The 19,719-nt window shown below is 73.3% G+C and carries 18 protein-coding genes; 9 read left to right on the plus strand and 9 right to left on the minus strand.

The annotated features are described in order from the left end of the window. The first annotated feature begins 143 nt into the window (after positions 1 to 143). Positions 144 to 737, plus strand: coding sequence for a hypothetical protein (locus ACFPBZ_RS12235; protein ID WP_378036322.1), 594 nt, complete (start codon positions 144 to 146; stop codon positions 735 to 737). After that, on the plus strand, positions 734 to 1,684 hold the full coding sequence (locus ACFPBZ_RS12240) for an HTTM domain-containing protein (protein WP_378036323.1): 951 nt from the start codon (positions 734 to 736) through the stop codon (positions 1,682 to 1,684). Before ACFPBZ_RS12235 ends, ACFPBZ_RS12240 begins: the two co-directional genes overlap by 4 nt. Before the next feature lie 54 nt (positions 1,685 to 1,738). Here ACFPBZ_RS12240 and ACFPBZ_RS12245 read toward each other — a convergent pair whose 3' ends face one another. Continuing rightward, positions 1,739 to 3,829 carry a DUF6777 domain-containing protein gene (locus ACFPBZ_RS12245; RefSeq protein WP_378036357.1) on the minus strand — a complete coding sequence of 697 codons (2,091 nt, stop codon included), beginning with the start codon at positions 3,827 to 3,829 and terminating at the stop codon, positions 1,739 to 1,741. A gap of 289 nt (positions 3,830 to 4,118) precedes the next feature. Here ACFPBZ_RS12245 and ACFPBZ_RS12250 point away from each other — a divergent pair, with 289 nt between their 5' ends. Further along, the gene (locus ACFPBZ_RS12250) at positions 4,119 to 4,625 is read left to right on the plus strand and encodes a helix-turn-helix domain-containing protein (RefSeq protein ID WP_378036324.1); all 507 of its coding nucleotides are present in this window, start codon (positions 4,119 to 4,121) and stop codon (positions 4,623 to 4,625) included. A 12-nt stretch (positions 4,626 to 4,637) separates the two neighbouring features. Here the strand turns inward: ACFPBZ_RS12250 and ACFPBZ_RS12255 are convergent, their stop codons facing one another. Beyond that, complete coding sequence (locus ACFPBZ_RS12255) at positions 4,638 to 4,955, minus strand: hypothetical protein (protein ID WP_378036325.1); 318 nt, start codon at positions 4,953 to 4,955, stop codon at positions 4,638 to 4,640. 458 nt (positions 4,956 to 5,413) lie between these two features. On the opposite strand from ACFPBZ_RS12255, the gene ACFPBZ_RS12260 reads away from it, so the two are divergent. After that, the gene (locus ACFPBZ_RS12260; RefSeq protein WP_378036326.1) at positions 5,414 to 5,812 is read left to right on the plus strand and encodes a helix-turn-helix domain-containing protein; all 399 of its coding nucleotides are present in this window, start codon (positions 5,414 to 5,416) and stop codon (positions 5,810 to 5,812) included. Positions 5,813 to 5,830: 18 nt separating this feature from the next. On the opposite strand, the gene ACFPBZ_RS12265 is transcribed toward ACFPBZ_RS12260, so the two are convergent. From ACFPBZ_RS12265 to ACFPBZ_RS12280, 4 genes are all read right to left on the minus strand, one after another. Then, on the minus strand, positions 5,831 to 6,184 hold the full coding sequence (locus ACFPBZ_RS12265; protein WP_378036327.1) for a hypothetical protein: 354 nt from the start codon (positions 6,182 to 6,184) through the stop codon (positions 5,831 to 5,833). A gap of 106 nt (positions 6,185 to 6,290) precedes the next feature. Then, positions 6,291 to 7,001, minus strand: a complete 711-nt coding sequence (locus tag ACFPBZ_RS12270) for a helix-turn-helix transcriptional regulator (RefSeq protein WP_378036328.1) — start codon at positions 6,999 to 7,001, stop codon at positions 6,291 to 6,293. 182 nt (positions 7,002 to 7,183) lie between these two features. Further along, positions 7,184 to 7,990, minus strand: coding sequence for a pyrimidine reductase family protein (locus tag ACFPBZ_RS12275; RefSeq protein WP_378036329.1), 807 nt, complete (start codon positions 7,988 to 7,990; stop codon positions 7,184 to 7,186). Beyond that, positions 7,987 to 8,370: a DUF3072 domain-containing protein gene (locus tag ACFPBZ_RS12280; protein ID WP_378036330.1), complete on the minus strand. Its 384-nt coding sequence runs from the start codon at positions 8,368 to 8,370 to the stop codon at positions 7,987 to 7,989. The genes ACFPBZ_RS12275 and ACFPBZ_RS12280 overlap by 4 nt, the downstream gene beginning before the upstream one ends. A gap of 724 nt (positions 8,371 to 9,094) precedes the next feature. On the opposite strand from ACFPBZ_RS12280, the gene gltB reads away from it, so the two are divergent. Both gltB and ACFPBZ_RS12290 read left to right on the plus strand, forming a co-directional pair. Further along, positions 9,095 to 13,714: a glutamate synthase large subunit gene (gene gltB / locus ACFPBZ_RS12285; RefSeq protein WP_378036358.1), complete on the plus strand. Its 4,620-nt coding sequence runs from the start codon at positions 9,095 to 9,097 to the stop codon at positions 13,712 to 13,714. Then, positions 13,707 to 15,170, plus strand: coding sequence for a glutamate synthase subunit beta (locus ACFPBZ_RS12290; RefSeq protein WP_378036331.1), 1,464 nt, complete (start codon positions 13,707 to 13,709; stop codon positions 15,168 to 15,170). Before gltB ends, ACFPBZ_RS12290 begins: the two co-directional genes overlap by 8 nt. 83 nt (positions 15,171 to 15,253) lie before the next feature. Here ACFPBZ_RS12290 and ACFPBZ_RS12295 read toward each other — a convergent pair whose 3' ends face one another. From ACFPBZ_RS12295 to ACFPBZ_RS12305, 3 genes are all read right to left on the minus strand, one after another. Continuing rightward, complete coding sequence (locus ACFPBZ_RS12295; protein ID WP_378036332.1) at positions 15,254 to 15,586, minus strand: hypothetical protein; 333 nt, start codon at positions 15,584 to 15,586, stop codon at positions 15,254 to 15,256. A 175-nt stretch (positions 15,587 to 15,761) separates the two neighbouring features. Next, a complete protein-coding gene (locus tag ACFPBZ_RS12300; protein ID WP_378036333.1) occupies positions 15,762 to 16,526 on the minus strand; it encodes a class I SAM-dependent methyltransferase in 765 nt (254 codons plus the stop codon). A gap of 15 nt (positions 16,527 to 16,541) precedes the next feature. Beyond that, a complete protein-coding gene (locus ACFPBZ_RS12305) occupies positions 16,542 to 17,564 on the minus strand; it encodes a methylenetetrahydrofolate reductase C-terminal domain-containing protein (protein WP_378036334.1) in 1,023 nt (340 codons plus the stop codon). Positions 17,565 to 17,861: 297 nt separating this feature from the next. On the opposite strand from ACFPBZ_RS12305, the gene pqqB reads away from it, so the two are divergent. The 3 genes from pqqB to pqqD are packed head-to-tail and all read left to right on the plus strand — an operon-like array spanning position 17,862 to position 19,719. Then, on the plus strand, positions 17,862 to 18,740 hold the full coding sequence (gene pqqB, locus ACFPBZ_RS12310; RefSeq protein ID WP_378036335.1) for a pyrroloquinoline quinone biosynthesis protein PqqB: 879 nt from the start codon (positions 17,862 to 17,864) through the stop codon (positions 18,738 to 18,740). Continuing rightward, on the plus strand, positions 18,737 to 19,444 hold the full coding sequence (gene pqqC / locus ACFPBZ_RS12315; RefSeq protein ID WP_378036336.1) for a pyrroloquinoline-quinone synthase PqqC: 708 nt from the start codon (positions 18,737 to 18,739) through the stop codon (positions 19,442 to 19,444). Before pqqB ends, pqqC begins: the two co-directional genes overlap by 4 nt. Next, positions 19,441 to 19,719 carry a pyrroloquinoline quinone biosynthesis peptide chaperone PqqD gene (gene pqqD, locus ACFPBZ_RS12320; protein ID WP_378036337.1) on the plus strand — a complete coding sequence of 93 codons (279 nt, stop codon included), beginning with the start codon at positions 19,441 to 19,443 and terminating at the stop codon, positions 19,717 to 19,719. Before pqqC ends, pqqD begins: the two co-directional genes overlap by 4 nt.

Raw genomic sequence — 19,719 nt, forward strand, 5'->3', positions numbered from 1 at the left:
CGGCCTGGAGGCCGTACGCTCAACCCGGCATTGTGATGTTGCGCCACCAGGACGACGTCCGGTGGCGGTGCCCGAGACCCCGGCACCCGTCTCGACGTGGATCCGCACGCGGACCCCGACCTGGGCTGGGGATGGTGCACGTGGTGTCGGAGGAGACGACGGTCCGGGACGGGAGCCCGTCCGGGTCCGCGGACCGGCGGCGTGGTGACGAGCGGGACGGGGCCGCGTCCCCGGCCGGCTGCGGTCGGCGCCGCGTCCTGGTCACGGTCTTCCTCCTGGTGACCCTCGCGGCGGTGTTCGTTCAGACGATGCCCGCTTCGGTGATCAAGAGCGGCCTGATGGTCCCGGCCCGGCCGTACCTGAACCTGACCGGGCTCGACCAGGGCTGGTCGATCTTCTCCCCGGACCCGCGGCAGCAGACCGTCTACGTCCTCGCCCGGCTGGAGCGGTCCGACGGCTCGGTGGCCGTCCGGCCGATACCGGGCGGCACGGGGCTCTCGGCGTACCGGAACTACCGGTGGCAGAAGTACGGGGAGTCCCTGTCCGATCCCACCGGGGGCCGCAGGCTCTGGAGGCCCTACGCCGCGTGGGTGGTCGACCAGGACCGGCTCGAGGGCGGGGACCCGGTCCGGGTGACCCTGGTGCGGCGGGCGTCGGACAACCTGCCGCCCGGTCGGCAGCCCGACGCCCTCCCGTTCGTCGACCAGGAGCTCTACACGGCGCCGGTGGCCCGGTGAGGGGCGCCGCCGGCCGGGTGCGGGACCGGTGGAACACGTTCTGGTTCCGGCCCGAGCCCACCTCCACCATCGCCGTCGTCCGGATCGTGTTCGGGGCCGTCGCGACGCTCTGGACGCTGTCCCAGGCCCCGGACCTCCTGGCGTTCTATGGGCCGACGGGCGTCCTCGCGACCGCGCCGCCGCTGGGGACCGGCAGCTGGTCGGTCCTGGCGGTCTCCGACCGCGCCCCGGTCCTGATCGCCCTCTGGGCGGCGACCCTGCTCGGGGCCGTCGGCGTCATGGTCGGGTTCAGGACCCGGCTCGCGACGATCCTGCTCCTCGTCGGGGTCGTGTCGTTCGAACGCCGCAACCCCGAGATCCTCAACGCCGGCGACGTCCTGCTGCGCAACCTCGCCTTCTACCTGCTCTTCGCCCCCGCGGGCGAGGCCCTGTCGGTCGACCGCCGGCGACGGGCGCGCGACCGGTTCTGGGAGTTCCCGCTCGCCGCCCCCTGGGCCCTGCGCCTCATGCAGATCCAGCTCAGCGTCGTCTACTTCACGACCCTGTGGGAGAAGTTGCAGGGCGACCTGTGGCGGGACGGCTCGGCGGTGTCCTACGCGCTGCGCGTCCACGACATCCACCGGTTCCCGACGCCCGAGTTCGTGACCGGCTCCGTGGTCCTCACCGAGCTGCTGACCTTCGGCACCCTGCTGCTCGAGATGGGCCTCGCCGTCCTCGTCTGGAACCGGGGTCTGCGGCCCTGGGTGCTCGGCGGCGGGGTGCTGCTGCACCTGTCGATCGGGTTCTCGATCATGGTCGGCTTCTTCACCATGCTGATGCTCACCACCTACCTGACCTTCGTGCCCCCGGAGACGGCCCGGGACCTCGTCCTGTCCGCCCGTCGGAGGTGGCACGGACGGAGGACGCGGAGGCGGTCGCGCTCCCCGGCCGGAGGTGGACGGCGCTGAACGGCCCCGACCTCTCCGAGGAGAGGACGGGGCCGCCCTGGTCCAGCTACTGCCCTACGGCAGGAGGGTCTCCCAGACGATCACGGCCGGAGCGAGCAGTTCGCGCAGGCTCGGTCCTGTCGACTCCTCCGTGCTCGGAGCCTCCGACTCGTCCGTGGTCGGGACCTCCGGGGTCGTCGTCTCCGGGGCCTCCTCGTCGCCGGAGGATTCTCCGGCGTCCTCGGGAGCGGGCGCCTCTGACTCCGTCGAGGCGGGAGTCTCGGTGTCCTCCGGAGCGGGTGCCTCGGACTCGGGGTTCTCGGCGTCCTCCGGAGCGGGTGCCTCGGACTCCGTCGTGGCAGGGGCCTCGGTCTCCTGCGGAGCGGGGGTCTCGGACTCCGTCACGTCGGGCGTCGTCGTCGGTGCCTCCGGGGAGACCGTGGTCTCCTCCGGCGGGGTCGCCGGCGCCCTCCGCTCGGAGGGCACGATCGCCGAGTCGGTCAGTGGCCCGTCCAGGGGAAGGGTGCCGACCTGGTCGGTCCCCACACTCGGGGTCTGGTCGCCCAGACTGATGGTGTTCTGGCCCGTGCCCGCGGTGATGACGTCGAAGCCGGCGCTCCCGGTCAGCGTGTTGTTGCCGCCTCCCGCGGTGATCGTGTCGTTGCCCGGTCCACCGGTGATGGTGTTGTTGCCGTTGCCGCTGATCACGACGTCGTCGTAGACGGTCCCGGTGATGGTGTCGTTGCCGTCACCGCTGGTGATCGTCTTGCCGAAGGTGGCGTTGGTGCAGTCGATGGTGTCGTCGGCGGACGTCCCGGTCACCGTCGTCGCGGTCTGGGTGACCCCGACGCTGACCACACAGTCCGTGCTGGCCCCGCCGGTGGTCCCGGTGGTCCCGGTGGTCCCGGTGGTCCCGGTGGTGGTGCCATCGGTGGTTCCGGTGGTGCCGTCCGTCGTGCCCGAGGTGGTGCCGGACGTGGTTCCGTCCGTGGTCCCGGTGGTGCCCGCCGTGGTTCCGGTGGTGCCCGCCGTGGTGCCGGTGGTCCCGGTCGTGCCCGAGGTGGTTCCGGTCGTGCCGCTGGTGGTGCCCGCCGTGGTGCCGGTGGTCCCACTAGTGGTTCCGGAGGTCGTGCCAGTGGTGCCGGACGTGGTGCCGGTGGTGCCAGAGGTCGTGCCGGACGTGGTGCCGGTCGTGCCCGAGGTCGTGCCGGACGTGGTGCCGGTGGTGCCCGAGGTGGTGCCGCTCGTGGTCCCCGTCGTCCCGGTGGTGCCCGAGGTGGTTCCGGTGGAACCCGTCGTGCCGGACGTCGTGCCGGTGGTCCCGCTGGTGGTTCCGGTGGTGCCGGACGTGGTCCCCGTCGTGCCCGAGGTCGTTCCGGTCGTGCCCGTCGTGGTCCCGGTCGTCCCACTCGTCGTTCCGGTGGTGCCCGAGGTGGTCCCGCCGGTCGTTCCGGTGGACCCGGTGGTGCCCGACGGACTCCCCGGGCGGCCGGGGGTGTCGTGGTCGCCGTGGGTCGCGGTCGGGCGGCCGACCGTCCCGTTGTCCGGGGTGACGAGCTCGAACTCGTCGATGGGCGTCGAGGACGGGCTGATCTCACTGACCGCGTCGGAGGAGAGGCCCTCCCACGTGTCGCCCGTGAAGGTGCCCGGCTCCCCGGTGTCCGAGGGGCCGGCGAGGGGGTTGCCGCAGGCGCACCGGGCCCGGGGCACACCGAACTGATCGACCAGGACGGCGCTGCCGGCCTGGAGCACGGCCTGGAACGGCACCGCGGAGCCGTCGGCGAACCCGTTGTTCGTCACGGCGGTGTCGGAGCGCAGGGTGACGGGGGTGAGTCCGGCGATGTAGTCGCCGACCGCCGTGGGAGCGATGCCCTCGGCCGCGGCGAACGCCTGGCCGCGGTCGGGGTTCTGCGTGAGGAAGGCGACCATCGAGCCGCTGTCGCAGACGTTCTCCGTCGTGCCGCCGAAGAGGCCGGGGGTGTTGCCGGGGACGACGCCGCTGGACCGGGTGGCGAGGACGGCTCCGGGGCCGCCTCGCGCCGGGGGAGCGAAGGGGTCGAGTCCGGGAGCGGCCGCCGGTTCGGCCCGGACCTCGCCGGGTGGGGCGAGGCTCGAGGCGGGGGTCTCGGTCGCCGAGGCGACGCCGACGACGCCGCCCAGGATCATCCCGGTCACGGCAAGCGTGGCGAGAATCGGTCGATACATCACGTTGGGGTTCCCTCATCGCCGATCGATGTCAGCGCGTCGTCAGGAAGAGAATCTCGGCGCTTGACAATCTCGACAGTGCGGCTTGCACCTCTGTCCGTCAAGCCGAGGCATCACTTGTGGCAAACGTGAGTGGACGAGGGTTGCCGACGACGTCGGGTCGGCGGGGACTCCGGATGCATAATGCGCGCCGGGCATCTCCGGGCGGGACGGGCCGGTGCCACTCCGGGCGAGGTGGGTGAGAAGCGCAGTGTCCGAGGACGAACCACCCGTGGAGAACCATTCCGCACGGCCGCTCGACGCTCTCATCCGCGCCGCCATGAAGGAACGCGGCTGGACCTACAGCGACCTAGAGCGGGCGTCCGGCCGCGCCCTGACTCGTGCTCGGTGGCAGCAGTTGGGTTCCGGGGTGGTGCAGCGCAAGTTCCCCGACCCGTCGTCGCTCTCGGTCATCTCCGAGGTGCTCGAGGTCGACATCACGACGGTCGTCCTCGCCGCCGCACGCAGTGTGGGCCTGGACGTCCGTACTCGCGGCACGGACCTGGCGCATCTGCTCCCCGCCCTGACCGAGCGCTTGTCGGGGCGGATGCGCGACGCGATCCTGACCCTGGTCCGGGCGGCCGTCGCCGACGCGCGGACGGAGGACGCGGGCGATCCCGGCCCGTCCGACGCCCTGAGCGGACTGCGCCTGGAGTGGCCCAAGAGCGACTCGCCGTCGGGGTCGGAGCGGGGACGCCCGGATTCGCCGGGAACCTGACGGCGCAGTGGCTCAGTCCGGGGCCACCCGCGGCGCCGGCACGGTCCTCGATGCTCCCGCGGCGTCGACGCCGTACGCCAGGACCTCGAGGACCTCGAGCAGGGCCCAGCAGTGGTCACCGGCCGGACTGTCCGTGTCGAGGCTCAGGACCCAGGCCCGGGACGTCGTGTCCAGCACCGCGACGAGGCCCGCGAGAGGGACGTAGGACACGGCGAGCACCGAGCGCAGTTCCTCGACCAGGGCCCGCGCCGACGCCGAGCAGTGCGGGCACGCGCGGGAGTCGCACGACGAGGACGGCGTGCCCGGACGGTTCCGGTCCGGGACCGTCACGGCCTTCGGCCGAGCACCGCGGAGGGCCGCGGGCGGCCTCACGACGGGTCGATCCTGGAACTCACGGGGTCTCCTGTCTCGGCCGGCCCGCTGACCGCCGTGGTCCCGGCGGACGGTCGGGCCACGACGTCGGCGCGGAGGCCCACGAGGGGTGCAGCCCGGAGGGTCGAGCAGGAGCGCAATAGTGCAACTCGAAGTTGAGCCTAACGGACGGCCCCGGGTCGGGCCAGACGGAGCACGGTCGGGCGGCCGCTGCGCGGGTGGAGAGGGCGCGACGTGGTGGTCTCCGGGCGGCCGCGGGTCATGTGCCCGCGGGAGGCGCGACAGTATCGTTGCCGACGGAGAGTCGTTCTCGGACCAGGACGATGACCTATCGGGTGGTTTCGGCGGATCGCAAGGAGATCCGTCGTGACACTGGGTGGACCTCCACTCGGTCGCGCACAGTACGGTCGGGGGCCATGGAGCGGAGTCTGGGCGAGATCGTCCGCGAGGCGATGCTCCGACGCGGCCTGAACATCAAGCAGCTCGCGCGGCTCACCGCCGACCTGGGCGACCCGGTCTCCGAGGGCACCGTCCACAACGTGCTCAAGAGTCGGGTCTCCCACTCGCGCTACGACACGATCCGCCCGTTGTGTGCGGCGCTGGACCTGGATTTCAATGCCGTCCTCGCCGAGCTCAGCCGCCCGGCGTACCGGGCGCGGTCGGTGCCCGAGGACTTCCACCACCTCACCGACGACCAGTGGCGGGCCCTGGTCGAGCTGGCGAAGCAGTTCCGGATCGCCAACGAGGGCCGGCAGCGGGCCGTGGACCCTCCCGACGGCGGGCGCACGACCACCGACAGCGCGTCGGAGAGCTGACGGCCCCCGCCGTCGTCGTCACCCGCGCAGGGTGCCGCGCAGGGTCAGCAGGTGCTCGGCGAGAGACCCCAGGTCCTCTCCGCTCAGGGCGATCTCGCCCGGGTGCTCGGCGTTGTCGACCTCCAGGACCACGGTGGGGGTCTCCTCGCTGCCGTCCGCGTACCGGATCCGGCGCAGCCACCCGGTCACGACGACGTCGGACATGTAGGTGGGACGCCAGTGCAGGAGGCGTGAGTAGTGCTCGACGCCGCCGACGGGCCCGGCCGCATGGAACTCGCACCACGGCGGATGCGTCCGGTCGTCGGTCTCGTGGTCCACGGGGCGCGCGGCCCCCACGGCGCCCCCGTCGTACGACCCGGAGATCTCTCGCATCGGTGTCCCTCGTCCCCCGGTGGTGCCGCTCGTGTTCGCCGACCTCACCGTGACGAGGGCGTTACTCTGCGTACTCTTCTGGTAGTCGCAGGAGCGGCCCGTGGTGTTACCGGGTGGGTCGGACGGGTGAGGGGTCCGGGTGGCCCGTCCACGGGGTCGGCACCTCGGTCGAGGAGGCGAACAGCCCGCAGCGGTAGGCCAGGGCGACGGCGTGGGCGCGCTCGTGGACGCCGAGCTTGCCGAAGAGGCGTCGCGCGTGGGACTTGACCGTGTTGTCGGAGAGGTAGAGCTCCCGCCCGATGGCCGCGTTGCTCAATCCCTGGCTGATCCCGGCGAGGACCTGCAGTTCGCGTCGGGAGATGCCCAACCGGTTCTGCACCGTCGGGTGGACGAAGACGTCGTCGGGGTCGGCGGACGCGTCGGGACCCCGCCGGGCCCGCGACGGCTCCGGGCCGGCCGTCACCGCGAGGGCGTGGACGAGGCTCCGGACGACGACCGGCTCGGCGTCCCACCGCACGAACCCCCGGGCGCCCGCGGCGACCGCCGCGCTCGCGGTGCCGCAGTCGTCGGCCGCGCCCACGGCGATCACGGCGGCCCCGGGACGGTGGGCGAGGAGCCGTTCGACGGCGGTGACGCCGGCCCGGACGGCGCGCTGGGTGCCGACGACCCCGAACCGCCCGGGCACCGCGAGGCGGTCGACCAGCTCGTCCGCGCTCGTCACGCCGATCAGCCGCTCCACCCCGGGCACGGGGGCGAACATGCCCGCGAGCCGCTCGCGCGCGTGGCGGCGGTCGTCGTAGATCACACAGACACTCACCGCTGACTCCCCGTAGGACGGTCCACCTCACTGGCCGGTAGCACCGGGGGCCTGGGCGCTGAGCGCAACTGTGCCTTGCACTATCGAGCGCGAACAAGCCGCCCGTCGGGTGGTCTCAAGGTCGCAGGACGGTGTTGAGCGCTACGCTCCGTGCGGTCGTGCCGCCGTCGGTCCGGTGATCGTCACGTCGTTCCGCTCAACGGGTCGACCCCCGGCGGGGGAGCGGCCGCGTCCCCGCGCGGCGTCCGGTACCGGAGCAGCAGGCCGTCGTCGTGGGCGAGCACGGAGGCCAGCCGCATCCGGGCGACCCCGCCCGCCCCGGCCGCGGGCCCCTCGAGGATGCGTCCGGGCCCGGCGCCCGCGAGCTGGGGTGCGAGGCTCAGGCACAGCTCGTCGACGAGGCCCGCCGCGGCGAAGGAGCCGAACAGTGCGGGTCCGCCCTCGCACAGCACCCGGTGCAGGCCCCGCTCCGCGAGCGCGGCCAGCACGGCCGCCGGCGTCACGTCCGTGTCGCCGACCGCGACGACCTCGGCCAGGTCGCCGAGCCGCGAGCGCGCCGGCCCGGCCGACGCGGCGGTGGTGAGGACCATCGGGGGCACCGCGGTGTCGGTGAACAGGGCCGCGTCGGGGTCGAGGTCGGCCGAGGCGGTGACCACGGCGACCGGCGGGACCTCGGCCTGTCCTCGTCCGCGGCGGCGGGCCCGGAGCTCGGGGGAGGTGCGGGCGCCGCGATAGCCCTCGGCGCGCACCGTCCCCGCCCCGGCGAGGACCACGTCGGCGAGCTCGCGCAGCAGTCCGAACACCGGCCGGTCGCCCGGGGCGTCGAGCCCCGCCGAGAGGCCGTCCACGTGGACGGCCCCGTCGGCGCTCGCGACGAAGTTCACCCGCACGAACGGGCGGGGGAGCTCGGCCGGGTACGCGTAGACCCCGGCCAGGGCGGCACGGTCCAGCTCGCCCGGCGGTCCGCCGGGCGGCCAGACGTGCCTCACTGGGCCCGGGTCTGCAGGTCGTCGATCGCGCGGGAGGCCTGGGACTTGGTGAGGTCCTTCGGCGGCTCCTCGCCCGCCTTCTGCGCGAGGGTCTCGAGGTAGCTCGCCTGCGGCCCCGTCATCGGCTCCTCGCCGGTGACCCACTCGGTGGTGGGCCGCTCCTGCTTCGAGGGGTCGCCCGCGGGGTTCGCGTCGGAGCCCTGCAGGCGCTCGATCTCGTCGTGCGCCTGGGCCTTCGTCAGCTCCGTCGGCGGCTCCTCGCCGGCCTGGTGGGCCAGCGTCTCGAGGTAGCTGGCCTGCGGCCCGGTCATCGGCTCGTCGCCGGTGACCCACTGCGAGGAGTCCTTCTCGGCGGAGGAATCGCCACCCGGCGCCTTCACCTGGTGGGGGTCGGGCGCCTGCGTTGCATCCGTGTGACGGTCAGGGTCTTGGCCGGACGGCGTGTCGCCCGGCAGACTGTCGCGCGTGTCGGTCTCGCTCATGATGGCTCCCGAGGTATCGGCCGTCGTGTGTCGTGATCGTGCCCGTGGCGGGGACGATCGGACCGCGGGTCGACACAGACCCGGCCGATCGAACACCCGTTCGAGACGGTAGCGGCATACCCCGACACCGGGCTCCCGATACCCGACCGTTCCCGCAGATCGGGCTGCGGGGGGACGGGGCGGCGGACGGGGCCCGCGAGCACCACGAACCGTGACAGCGTCGTCACGCGGGAGAGTGGCGCAGGGCCGGCCGGGGACCGGAAGGTTGCCGGGACGTGGCGATCAGCACCATTCCGGGCGCCCTCGGAGGCGTGCGCGGCGCGATCACCGCCGTTAACGTCAGGTTGCTTGGGCCACCACACGCCGGGACCAACGGGTTCCCCCGACCGGCGAGCGCTGCAGGCCCGTCCCACCCTCGCCCGCCCGGGCGGTGCAGCATGCCTGCCCGCCCGCCGACCAGCCCGCCCCGGGCACCGATCCTCCGCCCCCGGACCACGAGCCGGGTTCCACCACCACACCGACGACGGGAGGGCACGAGGCCGTGACCAGCATTCTCGGGCCAGGCGCCGACGAGACCGCCGCCACCGCGACCCCTGCCACCGCGAACCCCTCCGGGCCCGCGATGACCGGCCTTCCCCGCGCGCAGGGGCTCTACGACCCGGCGAACGAGCACGACGCCTGCGGCGTGTCCTTCGTCGCCGACATCGCGGGCCGCCGCGACCACGGCATCGTCGCGAAGGGCCTGACGGCGCTGATCAACCTCGAGCACCGCGGGGCGCGGGGTGCGGAGCACGCGACCGGCGACGGCGCGGGCATCCTCATCCAGCTGCCCGACGGCCTGTTCCGCCCGGTGCTCGCCGAGCAGGGCGTCACGCTGCCCGAGGTCGGGCGCTACGCCGCCGGCACCGCGTTCCTGCCCGCCGACGAGGCGCGGCGCGCGCAGGCCGTGGAGATCGTCGAGCGGATCGCGGTGGAGGAGGGCGTCCACGTCCTCGCCTGGCGCGAGCTGCCGGTCGACCCCGACGGCGCGGGGATCGGCCCCACGGCCCGCGAGGTCATGCCGCACTTCGCCCAGCTGTTCCTGGCCCTGCCCGACGAGGTCGACGCCGTCGTCGACACCCCGAACGCGGGCGACGACGAGGCCGGCATCGAGCTGACGATGGAGCGCCGCGCCTACGCGCTGCGCAAGCGGGTGGAGCACGAGACCCGCGAGGCGGGCTGCGAGGCCTACTTCCCGAGCCTGTCCAGCCGCACGATCGTCTACAAGGGGATGCTCGGCGAGGAGCAGCTCGGGCCGTTCTACCCCGACCTGACCGACGAGCGGACCACGAGCTCGCTGGCCCTGGTCCACAGCCGGTTCTCGACGAACACGTTCCCGGCCTGGAGCCTCGCGCACCCGTACCGCTACCTCGCCCACAACGGCGAGATCAACACGCTGCGCGGCAACCGCAACTGGATGCGGGCCCGCGAGTCGATGCTCCAGACCGGGGCCTTCTCGCACTACGACATGGACCGGCTCTTCCCGGTCGTCACGCCCGGCGCGAGCGACTCCGCGAGCTTCGACGAGGTGCTCGAGCTGCTGCACCTGGGCGGGCGGACCCTGCCGCACTCGGTGCTGATGATGATCCCCGAGGCGTGGGAGAACCACGCCGAGATGGACCCGGCCCGGCGCGCCTTCTACCGCTACCACTCGACGCTGATGGAGGCCTGGGACGGCCCCGCGCTCGCGGCGTTCACCGACGGCTCGGTCATCGGTGCCGTCCTCGACCGCAACGGCCTGCGCCCCGCCCGCTACTGGGTCACCGAGGACGGCCTCGTCGTGCTCGGCTCCGAGGTCGGGGTGCTCGACCTCGAGCCCTCCTCGATCGTGCGCAAGGGCCGCCTCGAGCCCGGCCGCATGTTCCTGGTCGACACCGTCGGGCGGCGCATCGTCGACGACGACGAGATCAAGGGCGAGCTGGCCGCCGAGCACCCGTACGACGAGTGGCTGCACGCCGGGATGATCGACCTGGCCGACCTCCCCGCGCGCCACCGCGTGCCGTTCGACCGCGACGTCCTCGTGCGGCGCCAGCAGACCTTCGGCTACACCGGCGAGGAGCTCACGCTGCTCCTGCGCCCGATGGCCACCGGCGGCGCCGAGGCCACCGGCTCGATGGGCAACGACGCGCCGCTGGCCGCGTTCTCCTCGCGCAGCCGGTCGCTGTTCGACTACTTCATCCAGCTCTTCGCGCAGGTCACCAACCCGCCGCTGGACGCCTACCGCGAGGAGCTCGTCACCTCGCTGCAGGTCCAGCTCGGCTCGGAGACCAACCTGCTCGAGGTCTCCCCGGCCTCCTGCCGCCGCGTGGTGCTGCCGCTGCCCGTCATCGACGACGACGAGCTCGCCCAGATCATCGGGATCAACGACGACGGCAACCTGCCCGGGTTCGCGCCGCACGTGGTCTCCGGTCTGTTCGAGATCGGCGGCGGGGGAGACGCCCTCCGCGACCGGCTGGGCGAGATCCGCGAGGAGGTCACGGCTGCGATCGAGGACGGCGCGCGTGTGATCGTCCTGTCCGACCGCAACTCCGACGCCCGGTTCGCGCCGATCCCGTCGCTGCTGCTCACCGGGGCGGTGCACCAGCACCTCGTCCGGCAGAAGACCCGCACCCAGGTCGACCTCGTCGTCGAGGCCGGCGACGTGCGCGAGACCCACCACGTGTCGCTGCTGCTCGGCTACGGCGCCTCGGCGGTCAACCCCTACCTGGCGCTCGACAGCGTCGCCGACCTCATCGACCGCGGCGTCATCACCGGCGTCGGCGTGCCCACCGCCACCCGCAACGTCGTCGAGGCGCTGGCCAAGGGCGTGCGCAAGGTGATGAGCAAGATGGGCGTCTCCACCGTGGCGTCCTACATCGGCGCCCAGATCTTCGAGGCGATCGGGCTCGGCCCCGAGGTGGTCGACGACTGCTTCACCGCCACCACCTCGCGCCTCGGCGGCATCGGCTACGAGGTGCTCGCCGAGGAGATCGCGATCCGCCACCGGATCGCGTGGCCGGCCGACGGCGTGCGCGCGAACCACCGCGAACTCGCGGTGGGCGGCGAGTACCAGTGGCGCCGCGAGGGCGAGCTGCACGTGTTCAACCCGCACACGGTGTTCAAGCTGCAGCACTCCACCCGCACGCAGAACTACGACACGTTCAAGGAGTACACGCGCGCCGTCGACGAGCAGAGCTCGTCGCTGCTGACGCTGCGCGGGCTGTTCGCCTTCAAGGAGGGCTCGAGCGCCGAGCGCGAGCCGATCGACATCGACGAGGTCGAGCCGGTCTCGGAGATCGTCAAGCGGTTCAACACGGGTGCGATCTCCTACGGGTCGATCTCGCAGGAGATGCACGAGGTCCTCGCGATCGCGATGAACCGCCTCGGCGGGCGCTCGAACACCGGTGAGGGCGGCGAGGACCCGAACCGCTACACCCGCGACCCCTCGGGCGACTCGCGCCGCTCCGCGGTCAAGCAGGTGGCGTCCGGGCGCTTCGGGGTCACCAGCGAGTACCTGGTCAACGCCGACGACATCCAGATCAAGATCGCGCAGGGCGCCAAGCCCGGCGAGGGCGGGCAGCTGCCCGGCCACAAGGTCTACCCCTGGATCGCGAAGACCCGGTTCTCGACGCCGGGTGTGGGCCTGATCAGCCCGCCCCCGCATCACGACATCTACTCGATCGAGGACATCGCCCAGCTCATCCACGACCTGAAGAACGCGAACGACCGCGCCCGGATCCACGTCAAGCTGGTCTCCCAGGTGGGCGTCGGCACGGTCGCGGCGGGCGTGTCCAAGGCCAAGGCCGACGTCGTCCTGATCTCCGGGCACGACGGCGGCACCGGCGCCTCGCCGCTGTCGTCGATCAAGCACGCGGGCGGCCCCTGGGAGCTCGGGCTCGCCGAGACCCAGCAGACGCTGCTGCTCAACGGGCTGCGCGACCGCATCGTCGTGCAGACCGACGGCCAGCTGAAGACCGGGCGCGACGTGATGATCGCGGCGCTGCTCGGCGCCGAGGAGTACGGCTTCGCGACGGCGCCGCTCGTGGTCTCGGGCTGCATCATGATGCGGGTCTGCCACCTCGACACCTGCCCGGTCGGCGTCGCGACGCAGAACCCCAAGCTGCGCGCGAAGTTCGACGGCAAGGCCGAGTACGTCGTCGCCTTCATGGAGTTCATCGCCCAGGAGGTGCGCGAGAACCTGGCGGCGCTGGGCTTCCGCTCGCTCGCCGAGGCCATCGGGCACACCGAGGTCCTCGACACCCGCGCGGCCGAGGCGCACTGGAAGGCCGAGGGGCTCGACCTCTCGTCGGTCCTGCACCGCCCGGAGCTCCCGCCGGCGTTCGCCGACCAGACGCTCTACTGCTCGAGGACGCAGGACCACGGGCTGGAGAAGGCGCTCGACCACACGCTGATCCAGCTGGCCGAGGGCGCGATCGCCGACGGGTCGCCGGTGCACCTGGAGCTGCCGGTGCGCAACGTCAACCGCACCGTCGGGACAATGCTCGGCTCCGAGGTCACCCGGCGCTGGGGTGGCGCGGGCCTTCCCGACGACACCATCGACGTCACCTTCACGGGGTCGGGCGGGCAGTCGTTCGGCGCGTTCCTGCCGCGCGGGGTCACCCTGCGGCTGATCGGCGACACCAACGACTTCTGCGGCAAGGGTCTCTCCGGCGGGCGGATCACGGTGCGCCCGCATCCCGAGGCCCCGCTGACCGCCGAGGACAACATCGTCGCGGGCAACGTCATCGCCTACGGCGCCACCGCGGGCGAGATCTTCCTGCGCGGGAAGGTCGGCGAGCGCTTCTGCGTGCGCAACTCCGGGGCGCTCGCCGTGGTCGAGGGCGTGGGCGACCACGGCTGCGAGTACATGACCGGGGGCCGCGCGGTGATCCTCGGACCCATCGGCCGCAACTTCGCCGCGGGCATGTCCGGCGGCATCGCCTACGTGCTCGACCTGACCGAGCAGCGGGTGAACCACCAGATGGTGGAGCTCCTCGTGCCCGACGTGCCCGACCTCGAGGAGCTGCGGGCGCTGGTGGAGAAGCACTACGCGGCGACCGACTCGGCCGTCGCCCACGCGCTGCTCGCCGACTGGGACGCCGCGACCCCGCGGTTCACCAAGGTCATGCCCGTGGACTTCAAGCGGGTGCTGGAGGCGACCGCCGACGCCGAGCGCGACGGTCGTGACGTGAACGACGCGATCATGGAGGCCGCTCGTGGCTGACCCCCGGGGATTCCTCACGACCGGCCGCGAGCTGCCGCGGCGCCGGCCCGTCGACCTGCGCCTCAAGGACTGGCACGAGGTCTACGAGGAGCTCAACGAGACCACGCTCAAGAAGCAGGCCGGGCGCTGCATGGACTGCGGCATCCCGTTCTGCCACCAGGGCTGCCCGCTCGGGAACATGATCCCGGAGTGGAACGACCTGGTCTGGCGCGACGACTGGTCCGAGGCGATCGAGCGCCTGCACGCCACCAACAACTTCCCGGAGTTCACCGGGACGCTGTGCCCCGCCCCGTGCGAGGCGGCGTGCGTGCTCGGGATCAACAACGACCCGGTGACCATCAAGCAGGTCGAGATCGAGATCATCGACCGCGCCTGGGAGGAGGGCTGGGTCCGCCCCCAGCCGCCGGAGACGAAGACCGGCCACTCGGTCGCCGTCATCGGCTCCGGGCCGAGCGGGCTCGCGGCCGCCCAGCAGCTGACCCGAGCCGGGCACGACGTCACGGTGTACGAGCGGGCCGACCGCATCGGCGGGCTGCTGCGCTACGGCATCCCCGAGTTCAAGATGGAGAAGCGCCGCCTCGACCGCCGTCTCGAGCAGATGGCCGCGGAGGGGACGCACTTCGTCGCGGGCGTCGAGGTCGGCGGCACCGGCGAGCACGACCTGTCGGTCGAGGCCCTGCGGTCCCGGTTCGATGCCGTCGTCCTCGCCGTCGGCGCGACCGACTTCCGCGACCTGCCGATCCCGGGCCGCGAGCTCCACGGCGTCCACCAGGCCATGGAGTACCTGCCCCCGTCGAACAAGGTGCAGCAGGGCGACTACTCGCGCTCGGACATCGACGCCGAGGGCAAGCACGTCGTCGTGATCGGCGGCGGGGACACGGGCGCCGACTGCGTCGGGACCGCCCACCGCCAGGGTGCGGCGTCGGTCACCCAGCTCGAGATCATGCCGATCCCGCCGAGCGACCGGCCCGCCACCAACCCGTGGCCGACCTACCCGGCGGTCTTCCGCGTCTCCTCGGCCCACGAGGAGGGCGGCGAGCGGCTGTTCTCGGTCAACACCGAGGAGTTCCTCGACGACGGCCACGGCAACCTGCGGGCCCTCAAGCTCGTCGACGTGCAGCGGGTCGGCGGGAAGTTCGAGCCCGTCGAGGACTCGGCCCGCGAGGTCGAGGCCGAGCTGGTGTTCCTCGCGATGGGCTTCCTCGGCCCGCAGAAGGAGGGCCTGCTCGACTCCCTCGGCGTGGAGTACGACGACCGCGGCAACGTGCGCCGCGACTCGTCGTACGAGACCACGGTGCCCGGCGTGTTCGTGGCCGGCGACGCGGGCCGCGGGCAGTCGCTCATCGTGTGGGCGATCGCGGAGGGGCGCTCGGCGGCGCGGGGCGTCGACGAGAAGCTCACCGGCCGCGACGTGCTGCCGCGGCCGATCAACCCGACCGACCGCGCGTTCGCCTAGCCCGTCCGGCCCAGCCCTCGCCGGAGCGAACGGCACTCTCGCTGCTTCTACGTGAGCGAGAGTGCCGTTCGCTCGACCAGGGGTTAGGCCGAACGGCTCACCAGCGGGCTCGTGTTGATCGCCGGCACCGTGACCTGGAGCCGGTGCGAGGTGACCTGCCAGAAGCGGCGGGTGGGGTCGACCCCGCGCCACACCTCGGCGGACGAGTGCACCTCGTCCTGCGAGAGGCCCTCGCGCGGCACCACGGCCACCGGGGCCCGCCGGAACCGACGTCGCGGCGGCTCCGCCGGCGTCATGCCCAGCGCCGAGGCGAGGGCCGCCCAGGCGTCGACCGCGCTGCCGTGCACGCTGACGGTGGTCGGGCCGACCCCGTCACCGAGGATCACGGTGTAGGCGCTGACCGCGTCGTACGTCACGGGTTCCTCCTCGACTCGCCCGGGCCGTCCGGGCTCCTCCAGCCAACGGCCCGACGGGTCGCGGGGCCAGCCGACAGGCCGGTACCCGCGCCGGGCTGAACCGATTCCGCGATCGGCGGTGCAGCCGGTCGGGTCTCACTCGACCGGACGTACCGCTCGCAGGATTCTGGGGAAGTCAGACCCTCGCGGTGCGCAGGAGCACGCTGACGACCTCGCGCTCGTCGAGCAGCCGGGTCAGCGTCTCCGTCTGCTGCTCGGCCTGGCGCCAGGCCTCCTCGGAGCGGTGGTCGCGGGCGACGACCTCCTCGACGGCGTCGGCCCGCGTCGTCCACTCCGGCGGCGCGTCGGCCAGTGCGGCGGTGTCGATCCGGTCGACCACGCGGAACCCGCAGGCGGTGAGGTCGCGGTGCAGCTCGACGTCGGTGGGGAAGGAGTTGCTCTCCAGGTCGTTCGCGTGCTCGCCGCGGGCCACCAGCACCAGCAGGCCGAGCCGCGCGCCGGGACGCAGCACCCGGTGCAGTTCGGTGAGCACCTCACGCTTGTCGTCGAGGGTGTCGAGCACGCCCAGCGCCCAGGCGGCGTCGACGCTCTCGTCGGGCAGCGGGAGGTTCTCGGTCCAGGCCGCCACGGCGGGGTGCCCGAACAGGCGCACCGACGCGGCCGCGGCGAGCTTCATCGGCTCGGCGAGCAGCACCGGGCCCTGCCAGCGCCAGCCGAACTCCGTGACCAGCCAGGCCGTCGGCCCGCCGAGCCCGGAGCCGGCGTCGAGGAAGCGGTCGCCGTCGGTGAGCTCGAGGCCGTCGGCGAGCCAGGCGAGGTCGGAGGGGCGGCCCGAGCCCCGGCAGGCGGCGGGGATGGCGTGGTCCTGGCCGAGCTCCGCCACGGCGGCCTCGGTCCATGCGGCGACCGTGTCGAACTCGGTCTCCAACAGCTCGTCCACCGGGGGCACTCCTCGTCAGCCTCGGAGACGTCCCGCCACCTCGGCCTTGACGTCGGCCGCAGGTACCCACCCGGCGCTCGATCCGACACCGGAGAGATTCACTCCGACGACGCCGTCCACCGCGAGCATCGCCCGGGCCTCGTCGACGGCCGCCGCGATGCCCGCCTCCCGCTGGTCGGGGGCGTCGAGGACCGCGCGGACGGCGTCGGGGGAGAGGTCGAGCCCGGGGAGCGTGGCCAGCCCGCGGGCGGTGGCCTCGTCGGTGTAGACGGCGACCCCGGCGATCACCGGCAGGGTCATGCCGGCCGCGCGGGCCGTCGTCAGGAAGTCCGCGAGCACCGCCGGGGAGCCCACGTGGTTCACGACGACGAGGCGGGCGCCCGCCGCCTGCTTGGCCAGCAGGGCCCCGAGGCGGGCCGCGCGGGGCGGGGCGGCCGGGGCGAGGGCGACGCTCGCGACGAGGCCCGCGGTCGCCGCGAGGTGGGTCTCGCGGGTGGCGTCGAGGTCGAACACCTGGGCGGCTCCCGCACTGACGGCCGCGGCGGCGCCGCTGCCGGGGCGGCTGTCGCCGGTCACGCACAGCACGCCCTCGACGCCGAGGGCCGCGAGCCCGACCATCTCCTGCTCCATCGAGACCCGGTTGCGGTCGCGGCAGGTCAGCGTGACCCAGGGGCGGACCCCGACGTCGAGGAGCTGGGCGGCGAGCATCGTCGGCGGGAAGTCGGCGCGGTCGTGCAGGTCGGCGACCAGCAGGGCGTCCGCGCTGGTGGCGAGGCGGGCGGCCACGGCGCGCATCGTGGCCGGGTCGCGGGCGGGCACCGAGAGGTCGGACAGGACGACCGGCCGGTGCGCGGCCGTGTCGAGCAGCCCGCCGGGGACGACGGTCGGCGCGGGTGGCGGGGGCCCGTCCCAGGCCCGCACCGGGGCGCCGTCGGTCCACGGGCACGGGAGGTCCTCGCCGAGCTCGCACGCGCCCGACGGGCGCACCCCGCCGCACGGGCCGAACTCCATCCGCTTCGGGCACGCCGTCATGGTCATCGGCGGAGGTGTTCCCCGCGGGCGCGCCCGTCACCCCGGCCCATCGGGGTCCGCGCGCCCTTGCCGTGCCCGGGAGCGGTACCTAGGGTCGGGCGTGGCCCAGCGCACACACCCGGTGACGGGACGGGTGCCCTGCCGCCCCGCCGACGTCGTCGGCCGAACGGTCGAGAAGACCCCGTGGCGGCATCCCTGTGCGCAGGACCCCCTGCCCCCGGGATCGCACGGGACGAGGAGGTCTCCAGGTGGCGGTCACGCCGACCGACCGGATCCGACGACCGACCGGGCCGGTGACCTGACGTGCGCGTCCGCGTCCTCGGGTCCTCCGCCGGCGGCGGCCTCCCGCAGTGGAACTGCTCCTGCGACGGCTGCCGCGCCGCCCGCGCCGGGACCGCGACCCCGCGCACCCAGTCGTCGGTCGCGGTGACCGCCGACGGCGAGCGCTGGTTCCTCGTCAACGCCTCGCCCGACGTCCGCCAGCAGCTCGCCGCGAGCCCCGACCTGCACCCGCGGGACGGCCGCCGCACCCCGGTCGAGGCGATCCTGCTCAGCGACGCCGAGATCGACCACACGCTCGGCCTGCTGATCCTGCGCGAGGGTGCCGGGGTGACCGTGCACGCCACCGCCGCCTCGGAGGCCGTCCTGCGCCGCGGCACGGGCTTCCTGACGACGCTCGAGGCCTACTGCCCGGTGACGGTGGTCGAGGTGGGGATCGGGGTGGAGCACGCCCTGACCGATGACCTCAGCTACACCGCGATCGACCTGCCCACCGGCAAGACGCCGCGCTTCGACGTCGGCGGGCCGGAGGAGGGCCGCGTGGTCGGGTACCGCTTCCACGACCGGCGCACCGGCGGCGTCGTCGTCTACGCCCCCGGCATCGCCGACCTGGAGCCGCTGCGCGAGGCGTGCGCCGGGGCCGACGCCCTGCTCGTCGACGGCACCACCTTCCACGACGACGAACTGGTCCGGCAGGGCCTCGGCCGCAAGACCGCCGCCGACATGGGCCACGTCGCGCTCGAGCGCTCCCTGGACTTCCTGGCCGAGCTCGGCGTCGGGCGCACGGTGCTGGTGCACATCAACAACTCCAACCCGATCCTTCTCCCCGACGCCCCGGAAGGGGCCGTCGTCGGGAAGGCCGGGGTGGAGATCGGGTACGACGGACTGGAGGTCGAGGCATGACCGAGACGCTGACCGACGGGGTCCGGGCGGCGGACGGCGACCTCGTCGACCGCCTGCGCTCGCAGGCCGAGCGCTACCACGCGGCGCACCCGTTCCACGTGCGCATGAACGCGGGGGAGCTCTCGCCCGCGCAGATCCGCGGCTGGGTGGCGAACCGGTTCTGCTACCAGGAGGCCATCCCGATCAAGGACGCGGCGATCCTGTCGAACTGCCCCGACGTCGCCGTGCGGCGGCGGTGGATCCGGCGGATCACCGACCACGACGGGACCGACGGCCAGGAGGGCGGGATCGAGGCGTGGCTGCGCCTCGGCGAGGCGTGCGGGGTGCCGCGCGCCGAGATGCTCGACCACCGCCACCTCGTCCCCGCGGTGCGCTTCGCGGTCGACGCCTACATCACCTTCGCGCGGACGAAGCCGTGGACGATCGCGGTCGCCTCCTCGCTCACCGAGCTCTTCGCGCCCGACCTCATGGCGACGCGGCTCGCGGCGTTCGAGAAGTACTACACGTGGATCGACCCCGAGGGCCTGACCTACTTCCGCAACCGGCTCCACCAGGCCCCGCGCGATTCCGAGCACGCCCTCGAGGTGGTGCTCGAGCACTGCCGCACCCCGGAGACCGAGCAGCAGGCCTACGACGCGCTCGCGTTCAAGAACGACATGTTGTGGGCCGTCATGGACGGCATCGACCACGCGTATCCCTCATGACCCTCTCCATCCCGACGACCGGGCGGCCGCGGCTCGCGCGCGGGGTCAAGATGCGGTTCGACCGCACCCGTGACCAGCACGTGCTGCTGCTGCCCGAGACCGTCGTCGTCCTGAACGCCACCGGCACCGCGATCCTCGAGCTCTGCGACGGGACGCGGACGGTGGACGAGATCGTCGCCGCCCTGCGCGAGACCTACGGCGAGGTGCCCGAGGACCAGGTCCTCGGCTACCTCGGCAAGCTCGTCGAGCGGCGGCACCTGGAGGTACGAGAGTGA

Origin of the sequence: Actinomycetospora atypica, assembly GCF_042653685.1 — a bacterium.
GTDB lineage: Bacteria > Actinomycetota > Actinomycetes > Mycobacteriales > Pseudonocardiaceae > Actinomycetospora > Actinomycetospora atypica.